Here is a 13,929-nt window from a genome sequence, read left to right on the forward strand (position 1 = left end):
CGGCGCCCACTTCAACCCGGTCGTCACCCTCTCCGAGTGGTGGGCGCGCCGGCACGAGGACGGCGCCGCGAGGCCGTCCTCTACATCGCCGCCCAGCTCGCCGGCGCGGTCACCGGCGCGCTGCTCGCCGAGGCGATGTTCGGCCGCACGCCCGGTGCCGCCCTCGCCACCACCGAGCGCGCCGACCTCCACCTCCTGCTCGGCGAGGCCGTCGCCACCGCCGGGCTCGTCCTCGTCGTGCAGGGCCTGCGCCGCATCGGCCGCCCGGCGCTCGCCCCGGTCGCCGTCGCCTGCTACATCGGCGCGGCGATCTGGTTCACCTCCTCCGGCTCCTTCGCCAACCCGGCGGCCACCGTCGGCCGCGCGCTGTCCGACTCCTTCACCGGCATCGCGCCGGGCTCCGTGCCCGCCTTCGCCGCCGCACAGTTCCTCGGGATGCTCCTCGGCATGGGACTGTCGAGCGTGCTGTACGGAGGGCGGTACGGCACGGAACGCGGCGCGAGCGAACCACAGCCCGCCGAAACGCGTCCGACCGTGTGACAACGTCCCGAAAACCCGACCGGAGGTCCCACCCATGCGCGGCGTCCGCCTGCCCCGCCTCCCCCGCACCACCCGGGGCCGCCGCCGCGCCGTCCAGGCCGTGATGCTCGCGGCCGTGCTCGCCCTCGCCCCCGCCGCCTGGCTGCACACCAGCACCGCCGACCGCCTCCGCACCACCGCCGACGTACCCGCCCAGGACGTCGCCGTCGTCTTCGGCGCCGGCCTCTGGAAGGGGCGCCCCACCCCGTACCTCGCGCACCGCCTCGACACCGCCGCCGAGCTCTACCGCACCGGCAAGGTCAAGGTCCTGCTCGTCACCGGCGACAACAGCCGCACCGAGTACGACGAGCCGAGCGCCATGCGGAAGTACCTGGCCCAGCGCGGCGTGCCCGACTCCAGGGTGGTCAGCGACTACGCGGGCTTCGACACCTGGGACTCGTGCGTGCGCGCCAGGAAGATCTTCGGCGTGGACCGCGCGGTGCTCGTCACCCAGGACTTCCACGTGAAGCGGGCCGTGGCGCTGTGCGGGGCGGCGGGCGTCCAGTCGTACGGGGTCGGGGTGGGCGAACCGCACGACGTCACCTGGTACTACGGCACCACCCGCGAGATGGCCGCCGCGGGGAAGGCGGCCCTGGACGCGGCCCTGCGGCCCGATCCGACGTTCCTCGGCGCCAAGGAGGACGGCGTGACGAAGGCCCTCGCCTCACCCGTCGCGACCCGCTGAAAGGAGCGCACGGCACCCCGTCCGTAATCCGTCAGGTCCTCGCCCGTAACACGGCCGCCGCATCCTCGGCTCATGTCAGAGGTCACCACCGTCCCCACGCACTGCCCCTACTGCGCCCTCCAGTGCGGCATGAACCTGCGCCCCACCGCGGGAGGCGCCGGGGAGCTGCCCGTCGAGGTGGTCGACCGGCCCGACTTCCCCGTCAACCGGGGCGCGCTGTGCGGCAAGGGCCGCACCGCCCCCGCCGTGCTCTCCTCCCGGGTCCGGCTCACCGAGCCCCTGGTCCGCTGCCCTGACACGGGGGCGCTGCGGCCCGCGACCTGGGAGGAGGCCCTCGCCGCCGTCGCCGACGGGCTGCGCCGCACCCGCGACGGCCACGGGGCCGACTCCGTGGGGGTCTTCGGCGGCGGCGGTCTGACCAACGAGAAGGCGTACGCGCTCGGCAAGTTCGCCCGGCTCGTCCTCGGCACCTCGCAGATCGACTACAACGGGCGCTTCTGCATGTCCTCCGCCGCCGCCGCGCACCAGCGGGCCTTCGGCCTCGACCGCGGCCTGCCCTTCCCGCTGGAGGACATCCCGAAGACCGGCTGCGTGATCCTCGTCGGCTCCAACCTCGCCGAGACCATGCCGCCCGCGCTGCGCTACCTCACCGAGCTGAAGGAGAACGGCGGCCGGCTGGTCGTCGTCGACCCGCGCCGCACCCGCACCGCCGAACAGGCCGACCTGCACCTCGCCCCGCGCCCCGGCACCGACCTGGCGCTCGCGCTCGGCATGCTGCACCTGGTCGTCGCCGAGGGCCGGGTCGACGAGGAGTTCGTCGCCGCGCGCACGGCGGGCTGGGCGGCGGCCCGGGCCGGGGCGATGTCGCACTGGCCGGAGCACGTGGAGCGGATCACCGGCGTGCCCGTGCCGCGACTGCGCGAGGCGGTACGGATGTTCGGCGAGGCCGGGAGCGGCATGGTGCTCACCGCGCGCGGCCCCGAGCAGCAGTCCAAGGGCACCGACACCGTCGGCGCCTGGATCAACCTCTGCCTGGCCACCGGCAAGGCCGGCCGGCCGTACAGCGGCTACGGCTGCCTCACCGGCCAGGGCAACGGCCAGGGCGGCCGCGAGCACGGCCAGAAGGCCGACCAGTTGCCCGGCTACCGCAAGCTCGACGACCCGGCCGCCCGGGAACACGTCGCCGGGGTGTGGGGGGTCCCGCCGGAGTCCCTGCCGGGGCCGGGCCGGAGCGCCTACGAACTCCTCGACGCCCTGGGCGGGGACGTGAAGGCCCTCCTGCTCATGGGCTCCAACCCGGTGGTCTCCGCCCCGCGCGCCGCGCACATCGAGGAGCGGCTGCGGTCCCTGGACTTCCTCGCCGTCGCCGACGTCGTCCTGTCCGAGACCGCGGCGCTGGCGGACGTGGTCCTCCCCGTCACCCAGTGGGCCGAGGAGACCGGCACCACCACCAACCTGGAGGGCCGCGTGCTGCTGCGCCGCCGCGCCCTCACCCCGCCGCCGGGCGTCCGCAGCGACCTGGAGGTGCTGCACGGGCTCGCGGCCCGGCTCGGCTGGGAGAAGGGCTTCCCGGCCGACCCGGAGGAGGTCTTCGAGGAGCTGCGGCGCGCCTCGGCGGGCGGCCCGGCCGACTACGCGGGCATCAGCTACCGCCGGATCGAGGAGGAGCAGGGCGTGTTCTGGCCCTGCCCGGACGAGAGCGGTACGGGTGGTGGCACGGGCGGTGGTCCGGGCACCCCGCGGCTCTTCCTCGACCGGTTCGCCACGCCCGACGGGCGGGCCCGGTTCGTGCCCGTCGTGCACCGCGCGGCGGCCGAGGAGACCGACGCCGACTACCCGGTGGTCCTGACGACCGGGCGGGTCGTCTCCCAGTACCAGTCGGGCGCGCAGACCCGGCGCGTCGCCGAGCTGAACGCGGCCGCGCCCGGCTCCTTCGTCGAGCTCCACCCCCGGCTCGCCGAGCGGATCGGCGTCGCGGAGGGCGAGGCCGTCGCGGTGGTGTCACGGCGCGGCCGGGCGGTGGCGCCGGCCCGGATCACGGCCGCGATCCGCCCGGACACGGTCTTCATGCCCTTCCACTGGCCGGGCGAGGGCCGCGCGAACACGCTGACCAACCCGGCGCTCGACCCGGTGTCGAAGATGCCCGAGTTCAAGGTGTGCGCGGTCCGCCTGGAGCCGGCCGCCGACGAGTCCGCCAAGGGCTCCGGCACTACGGCCGGTTGAACCAGTCCCCGCTCTCGATGACCTCGCCCAGGGGCGCGTCCGGCGTCGCCAGGAAGACCCAGGCGGACACCCGCGCCCCGTCCCGTACCCGCTCGACGTCCATCGCCACCCGCTCGTAGCCGACGGGCAGTTCGAGCCGGTCGAGCAGGCCGAACAGCTCGCCGTAGGCACCGGGCGCGGGGGTGAGCAGGGTGCCGACGACCCGGCCCCCGTCCGCCGGGAGGACGTACGGATAGCCGGGCCCGTCGTACAGGACCGCCCCGTGCAGCACGGCGTCCGCCTCGGTGCCGATCCGGCCGGCGAGGAAGCGGTCGTGGTTGTACGCGCCCGGGCGCAGCGTCCCGTACACGAAGAACGGGCGCTCGTCGTGCGCCGGCGCGCCGGCCTCGATCGCCGCGGGCTCCGAGGTCTCCCGCTCGACCCAGCGGGCGTACTCCGCGCTCACCCGGGTCACCCGGGTCGCGAGGATCTCGGGCGTCTCGTAGTCGTGGGTGGCGAGGAGGTGGGCCTCCAGGGCGGGGTAGCGGGCCTCCGTGGTCTTGAACGTCACCTCCCACTCCTCGGCGGTCTCGACCGCGCCCTGCCAGTGGTAGACGGAGGTGACGGGCCCCGAGAGCTGCGCACAGGCGGCGAGCCGGGCCTCGACGGCGCCGCGCGCCAGGGTCTCGGCCTTGGCGCGCGCGTCGGTGGTGGTGCGGACGGTGACGATCACTCCCTCACCGTACGGGCGAACCGGGCCGTGCGCAGCAGGGCGCGGGCGCCCTGGGCCGTGCGGTGCCCCGGGCATACGGTGGGCCCATGACGACGTCTCCCCGGCCCCAGGACCTGTACGTCGAGATCGACGGCGCTCCGGCCGCCACCGAGCCCGGTGTCCTCGCGTCCCTCATGAGCGGCTACGGCCACTACACGGCGATGCAGGTGCGCGACGGCCGCGTCCAGGGTCTCGGCCTGCACCTGGAGCGGCTCGACCGGTCGACGCGCGAGCTGTTCGGCCTCGGCCTGGACGGCGGGCGGGTGCGGGCGCTGCTCACCGGGGCGCTCGCGGGCGCGGACCGGAAGGACGCGTCGGCGCGGGTGTACGTGTACGAGGGCAGCGACGGCGGCCGGCCGCACACCGTGGTGACCGTGCGGGCGCCGTTCTCGCAGGACCGCTCGCCGAAGGCCCTGAAGTCCGTGCCGTACTGGCGTCCGGCGGCGCACATCAAGCACCTGGGCGGCTTCGGCCAGCGCTACCACGGCGACGCGGCCCGCCGTGCGGGCTTCGACGAGGCGCTGCTGACGGGCGGCCCGGAGCACGAGATCGCCGAGGGTGCGGTCACCAACATCGCGTTCTGGGACGGCACTTCGGTGATCTGGCCGGCCGCGCCGCACCTCGTCGGCACCACCATGTCCCTGGTGGCCCCGCAGCTGCCGTCGGTGTCCCGGCCCGTGACGCTGGCGGAGGTGCCGCAGCTGCGCGCGGCCTTCGTGACGAGCGCGCGCGGGATCGCCCCGGTGACCCGGATCGACGACACCCCGCTCCGGGTGGACGAGAAGCTGATGGAGCGGGTGTACGCGGCGTACGAGGCGGCGCCCTGGGAAGCGCTGTAGGCGGACCGGGCCCCGAGGCGGTCACCCGTTCGGCACGGACCGTCAGCTGACGCCTGGAAACTCGCGCTGACCTGCGTAAACGCGGAAGATCCAGGCGACGCGCCGCTCCGGACGGAGCAATTCTGATGGGACATCAGCAGGCGAGCCGTCCGGGCACGCATTTATCTCGGACCTACGGAAGCCCCTTTCCGAGAGACCGTACGCGCGCCCCGGAGGTCCCCCATGCGCCGCACCCCTGCCCGACTGCTCAGCGGTACCGCGCTGACGTTCGCCGCCCTCGGCGTCTTCGCCACCGGTCCGGTGGCCTTCGCCAACGGAGACTGGAACAACAACGACGGCGACCACAACAGCAGCGGCGACCACGGCGGCGGGCAGCACGGCGGCTCGGAGTCGCTGGAGATCTTCCCGTCCTCGGCCGAGCCGGGCACCTTGGTCACCGTGAACACCACCGCCTGCGGGGAGCACGGCCACGGCATCGGCAAGACGGACGGGCTCGACGCGGGCGAGTTCCACCTGAACCCGAGCACCCACAAGGAGGTCGTGGTCGGCCAGTTCACGGTGCCGCACCACGCCCAGTCCGGGACGTACACGATCAGCGTCCACTGCGACAACGGACGGTCGGCCCGCGGCGAGCTCTTCGTCAAGCACAAGAGCCCGAGCGGCCATGTGCAGACCGGTGTCGGGGGCAGCGTCGGCCCCGACACCGCCCAGGTCACGGCGGGCGCGGCGGTGCTGGCCGTGGCCGCCGTGGGCGGTACGTGGCTCCTGCGCCGCCGGGCGAGCGGCGCGCAGGACGGCTGACCGTACCGCCGACGTCCTGTCCCCGCCGCGCGCCAGCTGACGGCCCGGCGGGGGCAGGACCACCCCTCGGGTAGGCCCTCCGGAAGGACATGAGGTCGTGACCAACAGGAGCAAGGGCTGGGGCATAGCCGTCGCCGCCTGCGTGGGCCTGTGGATGATCCAGAACGGCTCCGGCCAGGTCACCCCGCCCGTGCCGTCGGCCGCGCAGGCCTTCGCCGCCGGGCCGAGCGTCCACACCGACGCCGCCGCCGACCCGCTCCCGCCGTCCGTCCCGGTCCGGCTGCGGATCCCCGAGATCGACGTGGACGCGCCCCTGACGGGCCTCGGGCTCGGCGCGGACGGCGCCCTCGACGTGCCGCCGGCCGCCGACCGCAATCTGGCCGGCTGGTACGAGGACGGCACCCGGCCCGGCGCCAAGGGCACCGCGATCGTCGCCGGCCATGTCGACAACGCGCAGGGCCCGGCCGTCTTCTACGCGCTCGGCGCGCTGAAGAAGGGCCACCGGATCGAGGTGGACCGGCGGGACGGCCGGACCGCCGTCTTCACGATCGACGCGGTCGAGGTCTACGACAAGAGCGCCTTCCCCGACGCCAAGGTGTACGGGGAGGCGGACCGGGCCGAGATCCGGGTGATCACCTGCGGCGGCGGCTTCTCGCGGAAGGCCGGCGGCTACCAGGGCAACGTGGTCGCCTTCGGCCACCTCATCGGCGTGAAGTGAGCCCGTCGGGCCCGGTCACGCCCACTGGTCGAAGGCGAGCTTCGCGACCAGCGAGAAGACGACCACGAGCAGCACGCCGCGCACGAACTCGGCGCCCTTCGCCAGCGCCATCCGGGCGCCGAGCGTCCCGCCGGCCAGGTTGAAGAGGGCCATGACGGCGGCGAGCTGCCACAGCACGTGCCCCTGGTAGGCGAACATCGCGAGCGCGCCCGCGTTGGTGCAGACGTTGACGATCTTCGAGGTGGCGGAGGCCGTCACCAGGTCCAGATGGAGCACGGCGGTCAGCGCGAGCACGAGAAAGGTGCCGGTGCCGGGCCCGAAGAGCCCGTCGTAGAAGCCGATGCCGCCGCCGACCACGACGACGGCGGTGACGATCCGGGCCCGGGTGAGCGCCGCCCGCTCCTCGCCCGCCGCCCGGGTGCCGAAGGACGGCCGGAACATGACGAAGCCGGCCACCCCGAGCAGCACCACCATGATCACCGGACGGAGCACGGCGCTGCTGATCCCGGCCGCGAAGAAGGCGCCGGCCATCGACCCGAGCAGGGCGGCGAGCCCGATCCTTACCGCCATGCCCACCTTCACCGGCGCCTTGCGCAGGTAGGTGACGGCCGCGCCGGAGGTGCCGACGATCGACACGGCCTTGTTGGTGCCGAGGATCTGCGCGGCCGGCACGTGCGGCAGCCCGAGCAGCAGCGCGGGCAGCTGGAGCAGCCCGCCGCCCCCGACCACGGCGTCGATCCAGCCGGCGGCGAAGGCCGCGAGGCAGAGCAGGACAAGAGTGGTCAGGGATATGTCAGGCATGGGCGTGAGCCTAGGAACGGAATAGGTGTGCCGTCCATCAATCGGCTGAGTCTTGAGCTACGTCAGAGCTTGCCGTGGCCGGCTCCCGGTCGGGCGCGGGCGGGGCGGCCGGGTCGACGGCGACGGTCAGCAGCGTGGCGGCGACGGCCCCTGCCGCGAGCAGCCCGGCCGCGGCCCACCGCCGGGAGCCGGTTCCCGCGGCACGGCGACGGTGTCTAGGCATGGCTGAAGTCCTCGCTGTGGATGCGGCGGGCCGGGACCCCGGCCCGGATCAGTGACGCGGTCGCGGCCCGCGCCATCCCCGGCGGCCCGCACAGATAGACGTCGTGGGCGGCGAGGTCGGGCACCAGCTCGCGCAGGGCGCGCGGCGCGAGGGGGTCGAAGGAGTCTCCGGACGGGCCGAGCAGATAGTGCAGGGCGGCCCGCCGCTCGTGGGCGATGGCCTCCAGCTCCGCCCGGAGCACGAGCCCGCCGGCGTCGGAGGCCCGGTAGAGCAGGGTGAGGTCGCCGGGGCCGCCGGGCAGCGTCTCGAACAGGGCGCGCAGCGGTGTGATGCCGACGCCGCCGGCGAGGAGCAGCACCTTGCGCCGGGTCCGGCGGTGGGCGGTGAGCGCGCCGAACGGGCCGGTGGCGACGACCCGGGTGCCGGGGCGCAGCCGCCGCACGCGACGGGTGTGGTCGCCGAGCGCCTTCACGGTGATCCGCAGGGTGTCGTCGCGGACCGGCGCGGACAGCGAGAACGGCAGCGCGGTCGACCAGAGCCCGGGCCGCAGGAACCGCCAGCGGAAGAACTGCCCGGGCTCCGCCCGCAGCTCGGCCACGCCCCTCCCCCGCACGAGCACGGACACCACGCCCGGGCCCTCGGCGCGCACCTCGGCGACCCGCAGCTCGTGCCGCAGGGCCCGGCGCGCGGGCACGACGATCCGGTACCAGACGAGGAGCACGGCGACGGTGGCGTGCGCCATCGACCAGAGCCACCGGGTCGGCGCCGAGGCCGCCAGGTCGGGTCCGGCGAGCTGGTGCACGAAGCCGAGGGCGAAGGCGAGGTGGCTGAGCAGATGCAGCCGGCGCCAGGTCTCGTGCCGGATCCGGCGGCGGGCGGCCCGGGCGGACGACACCCCGACGGCGGCCAGGAGCAGGGTGCCGGCGCAGGCGGCGGCGACCGCCGGATAGCCGAGCAGCCCGCGCCCGGCGGCGACCAGGTCGGTGCCGCTGTGGGCGGCGTGACCGCACAGGGCGAGGAGCGCGTGCGCGGCGACCAGGCCGAGGACGTGGCGCCCGCCGCGCGCGTGCCAGCGGGCGAGCCGGTCGGCGCCGACGCCGTGCTCGACCGCCGGCACTCGCGCCATGAGCAGGAGCATGACGAGCACGCCGTATCCGGCGAGCAGTCCGGTGAGGTGCGCGCCGGTCGCGAACAGCGCGTCGAGCCGGGCGGACGGCCGGGCCTGGACGCCCCAGCAGAGGGCGACGGCCCCCGCGCCGGCGACTATCGCGGCACGGAGCCGGTCGGGGTCGAGGCGGGGCGGCGCGGGCTCCTCCGGTGTTCGGGCCGCGGCCAGCCGGACGGAGACGGGAGCGTAGAGGGGGTGCGGAGCCTCGGTGGTCACGTCGGCACACTAGGGCGGCCGGTATACGGGGAACGCGGGTTCGGGGCCGCGGCGGCGATCCTTAAGGCGGCCTTGAGCGAGCGCTGACGGGCGGTTAATCCTCGACGGCCCTCACAGCGGTCCGGCCGGGGCGTGAGATCAGCGTTCCGTACGGGAAACAGGAGGGATGTCGACGGGTAACACCCGCCGCGCACGCTTCCCGGTATGAGTACACGGATCGTGGTGGTCGGGGGCGGAACGGCGGGCGCCCGGCTCGCCCAGCGCCTGCCGGTCACGCTCCTCGGCGAGGAGCCGCACGCACCGTACAACAGGGTGCTGCTCGCGGATGTCCTCGCCGGCCGGTACGGCCCCGAGGTCATCGCCCTGCCCGACCCGCGCGAGCCGGCCCGGCTCGGCGTCCGGGCGGTGCGCGTCGACCGCGCGGCCCGCACGGTCGAGTGCGCGGACGGTTCGCTCGTCCCGTACGACCGCCTGGTCCTGGCCACCGGCTCGGCCCCCGTCCTGCCTCCGCTGCGCGGCCTGCGCGGCGCCGAACTCCCGTCCGGCGTCCTGCCCTTCCGCACGATGGACGACTGTCTCGCGCTGCGCGAGCTGGTACGGCCCGGCGTGCGCGCGGTGGTCATCGGCGGCGGTCTGCTCGGCGTCTCGGCGGCGCGGGCCCTCGCGGCACTCGGCGCGGAGGTCGTGCTCGCGCAGCAGGCCGAGCACCTGATGGAGCGCCAACTGGACGTCTCCTCCTCCGGCTTGCTGCGGGAGCACCTCACCGCCCTCGGCGTCGAGGTCCACACCGAGTGCCGCGTCACCGGCCTCCGCCAGGAGGACGGCGCCGTCACCGCGGTCGAACTCGCCGACGGCTTCGTCCTCGACGCGCGGATCGTGGTCCTGGCGTGCGGGGTGCGGCCCCGCGTGGCGCTGGCCCGCGAGGCGGGGCTCGACGTCCGGACGGGCGTGGTCGTGGACGACCGACTGCGCACCTCGGACCCGTACATCCACGCGATCGGCGACTGCGCGGAACACGACGGCCGCGTCTACGGCCTGGCGGGCCCGGCACTGGACCAGGCGGACGTCCTGGCGGACGTGCTCCTGGGCGACGCGCCCCGTTACACCGGCACCCGCGCCCTCACCCGGCTCACCCTCGGCGGGCCCGACGCCCTCGACCTCGCCGCATTCGGCGAGACCACACCCGCGCCCGGCGACGACGTCGTCCAGCTCACCGACGCCACCCGCCGTGCCTACCGCAAGGTCGTCGTCCGCGGTGACCGGCTCGTCGGCGGTGTGCTGCTCGGCGACCTCGGCGCGGTCGGGACGCTCGCCCGGGCCTGGGAGGGCGACGAGGCCCTGCCCGACGCCCCGCTGCTTCACCTGCTCACCCACGACGGAGGCTCCTGAGATGACGACCCCGTACACCCCCACCATCGTGCTCGTCGGCCACGGCATGGTCGGCCAGCGGTTCCTGGAGGCGCTCGCGGACCGGGGCGTCACCGCGCGGGCGCGGGTCGTGGTGCTCTGCGAGGAGCCCCGGCCGGCCTACGACCGGGTGCAGCTGACCTCGTACTTCTCCGGGAAGACGCCGGACGACCTGTCCATGGTCGAGGCCGGCTTCATGGAGCGGCACGGCATCGAGCTGCACACCGACGACCCGGCGATCGCCGTCGACCGCGAGGCGCGGACGGTCACCGCCCGCTCCGGCCGGGTCCTCGCCTACGACACGCTCGTGCTCGCCACCGGCTCGTACCCCTTCGTGCCGCCCGTGCCCGGCAAGGACGCCCGCGGCTGCTTCGTCTACCGCACGATCGAGGACCTGCTCGCGATCGAGGAGTACGCGAAGGGCCGTACGACCGGCGCGGTGGTCGGCGGCGGGCTGCTCGGCCTGGAGGCGGCCGGCGCGCTCAAGGGCCTCGGCCTCGACACGCACATCGTGGAGTTCGCGCCGCGCCTCATGCCGGTGCAGGTCGACGAGGGCGGCGGCGCGGCCCTGCTGCGCACCATCGAGCAGATGGGCCTGACCGTCCACACCGGGACCGGCACGCAGGAGATCGTGACCGAGGACGGCGCGGTCACGGCGATGCGCCTGTCGGACGGCTCCGAACTGGCCACGGAGATGGTGGTGTTCTCGGCGGGCGTGCGTCCCCGCGACCAGCTGGCCCGCGACTGCGGCCTGACGGTCGGCGAGCGCGGCGGCATCGCCGTGGACGAGCTGTGCCGGACGTCGGACCCGGCCGTGTTCGCGATCGGCGAGTGCGCGCTCGCCTCGGACGGCCGGGTGTACGGCCTGGTGGCGCCCGGCTACGAGATGGCGCAGACGGCGGCCGCGGCGATCGCCGAGGCGGACACGAAGGGCTTCACGGGCGCCGACCTGTCGACGAAGCTGAAGCTGCTCGGCGTGGACGTGGCCTCCTTCGGTGACGCGCACGGCACGGCCGAGGGCAGCCTGGACGTGGTCTACTCCGACTCGCGCTCGGGCGTCTACAAGAAGCTGGTGGTGGACGGCGACGGCGTGCTGCTCGGCGGTGTGCTGGTCGGCGACGCCGAGTCGTACGGCCTGCTGCGCCCGCTCACCGGCAGCAGGCCGCCGGTCTCGCCGGAGCAGCTGGTGCTGCCGGCGGGCGTGGGCGCGCCGGTCGCGCTCGGCCCGTCCGCGCTGCCGGACGACGCCGTGATCTGCTCCTGCCACAACGTGACCAAGCACGACATCACGCAGTGCAGCACGCTGCCCGAGGTGAAGAAGTGCACCAAGGCCGGTACGGGCTGCGGCAGTTGCGTGAAGGTGATCGAGAAGCTGCTGCCGGCGGCCACGGGCAAAGGGCTCTGCGGCTGCTTCTCGTACACCCGCAGCGAGCTCTACGAGATCGCTCGCACCCTGCGCGTGACGTCGTTCGCCGCGCTGCTCGACTCGCACGGGCGGGAGGAGGCGAAGGGCGGCGAGGGCTGCGAGGTCTGCAAGCCGACCGTCGGGTCGATCCTGGCCTCCCTCGCGCCGACGATCGGGGTGGGCGGTTACATCCTGGACGGCGAGCAGGCGGCGCTCCAGGACACCAACGACCACCACCTGGCCAACCTCCAGCGCAACGGCTCCTACTCGGTGGTGCCGCGCATCCCGGGCGGCGAGATCACCCCGGAGAAGCTGATCGTGATCGGCGAGGTGGCCCGCGACTTCGGGCTCTACACGAAGATCACCGGCGGCCAGCGGATCGACCTGTTCGGCGCCCGGGTGGACCAGCTGCCGTCGATCTGGACGCGGCTCGTCGACGCGGGCTTCGAGTCGGGGCACGCCTACGGCAAGGCGCTGCGCACGGTGAAGTCCTGCGTGGGGCAGACCTGGTGCCGCTACGGCGTGCAGGACTCGGTGAGGATGGCGATCCAGCTCGAACTGCGCTACCGGGGCCTGCGCGCCCCGCACAAGCTGAAGTCGGCGGTCTCGGGCTGCGCCCGGGAGTGCGCCGAGGCCCAGTCGAAGGACTTCGGGGTCATCGCCACGGCGAACGGCTGGAACCTGTACGTGGGCGGCAACGGCGGCGCCACCCCGCGGCACGCGGATCTGCTCGCCCAGGACCTCTCGGACGCCGAACTGGTCCGGCTGATCGACCGGTTCCTGATGTTCTACATCCGCACCGCCGACCGCCTGGAGCGCACCTCGGTGTGGCTGGAGCGCCTGGAGGGCGGCCTCGACCACCTGCGGGACGTGGTGGTGCACGACTCGCTCGGGCTGTGCGACGAGTTGGAGGCGCTGATGGCGGCGCACGTCGCGGGCTACAAGGACGAGTGGGCCGAGACTCTGGACGACCCGGACCGGCTGCGGCGGTTCGTGTCCTTCGTCAACGCGCCGGAGACGCCGGACCCGTCGGTGCGGTTCGTGCCGGAGCGCGACCAGATCAAGCCGGACCTGACGGTCCTCACCATCGGCACGCGAGAAGGGGCGATGGCCTGATGATGCTCGAACTCTCCCCCACCGACGAGGCGTGGCTGCCGGTCTGCGAGGAGGCCCGGCTCACCCCGGGCCGGGGCGTGACGGCGCTGCTCCCGGACGGCCGGCAGGCCGCGGTCTTCAAGGACCGGGCGGGGCGGACGTACGCGATCGACAACCGCGATCCGTTCACGGGCGCGCAGGTGCTCGCGCGGGGGCTGATCGGCTCGGCGGGCGGGCGCCCGTTCGTGGCCTCGCCGCTCCTGAAGCAGCGCTTCGACCTGGAGACGGGCCGGTGCCTGGACGACGACGAGGTGACGGTGGCGGTCTATCCCGTGCGCCGGTCTCCAGAAGTTTCTTGACCGATCGTTCTTGATAGGCGTACGGTCCTCTCATGGCCAGGACCAAGGAATTCGATCCCGACGCCGCGCTCCAGGCAGCCGTCGAGCTGTTCTGGGCGCGCGGCTACGAGGCGACCACGATGTCGGACCTCGTCGAGCACCTCGGTATCGGCCGCGCCAGCATCTACGCGACCTTCGGCAGCAAGCACGAGCTGTACGTGCGGGCGCTGGACCGCTACCGCGAGACCCGCGACCCGCAGCTCATGGCGGAGCTGTCCGCGCCGGGCCCCGCACTGCCGGCGGTCCGCGCGGTCGTCCGCCGCTTCGCCGCCGAGGCAGCGACGGAGGAAGTACGCCTGAACGGCTGCTTCGTCACCAACTCGGCGGCCGAACTCGGGCCACACGACCGGGCGGTGGCCCGCCGGGTGGAGCTCGGCTGGGAGCAGATCGAGACCCTGCTGCACGCCGCGCTCGTCCGGGCCCGCGCCCAGGGCGAGCTGCCGGAGGACCGCGACCCGCGGACCCTGGCCCGGATGCTGCTCGTCCTGATGCAGGGGCTCCGGGTGGTCGGCAAGGCGTCGAGCGACCCGGGGCGCGTGCGGGACGCGGCGGAGCAGGCGCTGGCACTGCTGGACTGACGGGCCCGGAAAAAAGGGTGCCTTCGGGCGCCCTTTTCTTCG

The 13,929-nt window shown here is 74.3% G+C and carries 13 protein-coding genes; 10 read left to right on the forward strand and 3 right to left on the reverse strand.

The features are described 5' to 3' along the window. The first annotated feature begins 36 nt into the window (after nucleotides 1-36). The 3 genes from ACWEV0_RS09325 to ACWEV0_RS09335 all read left to right on the forward strand — a co-directional run bounded on the left by ACWEV0_RS09325 (nucleotide 37) and on the right by ACWEV0_RS09335 (nucleotide 3,487). Nucleotides 37-540, forward strand: a complete 504-nt coding sequence (locus ACWEV0_RS09325) for a hypothetical protein (protein WP_453147959.1) — start codon at nucleotides 37-39, stop codon at nucleotides 538-540. Nucleotides 541-574: 34 nt separating this feature from the next. After that, nucleotides 575-1,264 carry a SanA/YdcF family protein gene (locus ACWEV0_RS09330; protein WP_453147955.1) on the forward strand — a complete coding sequence of 230 codons (690 nt, stop codon included), beginning with the start codon at nucleotides 575-577 and terminating at the stop codon, nucleotides 1,262-1,264. A 72-nt stretch (nucleotides 1,265-1,336) separates the two neighbouring features. Further along, nucleotides 1,337-3,487, forward strand: a complete 2,151-nt coding sequence (locus tag ACWEV0_RS09335) for a molybdopterin oxidoreductase family protein (RefSeq protein WP_453147838.1) — start codon at nucleotides 1,337-1,339, stop codon at nucleotides 3,485-3,487. Here ACWEV0_RS09335 and cutA read toward each other — a convergent pair. Further along, complete coding sequence (cutA, locus tag ACWEV0_RS09340; protein WP_453147840.1) at nucleotides 3,474-4,199, reverse strand: divalent cation tolerance protein CutA; 726 nt, start codon at nucleotides 4,197-4,199, stop codon at nucleotides 3,474-3,476. The two genes, ACWEV0_RS09335 and cutA, sit on opposite strands and share 14 nt — an antisense overlap. Nucleotides 4,200-4,285: 86 nt before the next feature. Between cutA and ACWEV0_RS09345 the strand changes: the two genes are divergently transcribed. The 3 genes from ACWEV0_RS09345 to ACWEV0_RS09355 all read left to right on the forward strand — a co-directional run bounded on the left by ACWEV0_RS09345 (nucleotide 4,286) and on the right by ACWEV0_RS09355 (nucleotide 6,596). After that, a complete protein-coding gene (locus ACWEV0_RS09345; protein ID WP_453147842.1) occupies nucleotides 4,286-5,077 on the forward strand; it encodes an aminotransferase class IV in 792 nt (263 codons plus the stop codon). Nucleotides 5,078-5,299: 222 nt separating this feature from the next. Beyond that, nucleotides 5,300-5,878, forward strand: coding sequence for a hypothetical protein (locus ACWEV0_RS09350; protein ID WP_453147844.1), 579 nt, complete (start codon nucleotides 5,300-5,302; stop codon nucleotides 5,876-5,878). A 154-nt stretch (nucleotides 5,879-6,032) separates the two neighbouring features. Continuing rightward, on the forward strand, nucleotides 6,033-6,596 hold the full coding sequence (locus tag ACWEV0_RS09355) for a class F sortase (protein ID WP_453147957.1): 564 nt from the start codon (nucleotides 6,033-6,035) through the stop codon (nucleotides 6,594-6,596). Between the two features lie 15 nt (nucleotides 6,597-6,611). On the opposite strand, the gene ACWEV0_RS09360 is transcribed toward ACWEV0_RS09355, so the two are convergent. Both ACWEV0_RS09360 and ACWEV0_RS09365 read right to left on the reverse strand, forming a co-directional pair. After that, nucleotides 6,612-7,397, reverse strand: a complete 786-nt coding sequence (locus ACWEV0_RS09360) for a sulfite exporter TauE/SafE family protein (RefSeq protein WP_453147846.1) — start codon at nucleotides 7,395-7,397, stop codon at nucleotides 6,612-6,614. A gap of 215 nt (nucleotides 7,398-7,612) precedes the next feature. Continuing rightward, nucleotides 7,613-9,004: a ferredoxin reductase family protein gene (locus ACWEV0_RS09365; RefSeq protein WP_453147848.1), complete on the reverse strand. Its 1,392-nt coding sequence runs from the start codon at nucleotides 9,002-9,004 to the stop codon at nucleotides 7,613-7,615. A gap of 204 nt (nucleotides 9,005-9,208) precedes the next feature. Here ACWEV0_RS09365 and ACWEV0_RS09370 point away from each other — a divergent pair, with 204 nt between their 5' ends. Genes ACWEV0_RS09370 through ACWEV0_RS09385 form a run of 4 tightly spaced genes read left to right on the forward strand, consistent with a single transcriptional unit; the run spans nucleotide 9,209 to nucleotide 13,887 of the window. Further along, a complete protein-coding gene (locus ACWEV0_RS09370) occupies nucleotides 9,209-10,393 on the forward strand; it encodes an NAD(P)/FAD-dependent oxidoreductase (protein WP_453147850.1) in 1,185 nt (394 codons plus the stop codon). A 1-nt stretch (nucleotide 10,394) separates the two neighbouring features. Then, entirely contained in the window at nucleotides 10,395-12,932 is a 2,538-nt protein-coding gene (gene nirB, locus ACWEV0_RS09375) for a nitrite reductase large subunit NirB (protein ID WP_453147852.1), read from the forward strand. Next, nucleotides 12,932-13,270 (forward strand): nitrite reductase small subunit NirD, encoded by a 339-nt coding sequence (nirD, locus tag ACWEV0_RS09380; protein WP_453147854.1) that lies wholly within the window; start codon nucleotides 12,932-12,934, stop codon nucleotides 13,268-13,270. Before nirB ends, nirD begins: the two co-directional genes overlap by 1 nt. A gap of 32 nt (nucleotides 13,271-13,302) precedes the next feature. Next, nucleotides 13,303-13,887 carry a TetR/AcrR family transcriptional regulator gene (locus ACWEV0_RS09385; RefSeq protein ID WP_453147856.1) on the forward strand — a complete coding sequence of 195 codons (585 nt, stop codon included), beginning with the start codon at nucleotides 13,303-13,305 and terminating at the stop codon, nucleotides 13,885-13,887. Nucleotides 13,888-13,929: the final 42 nt, after the last annotated feature.

Source organism: Streptomyces sp. NPDC003943 (assembly GCF_053605265.1).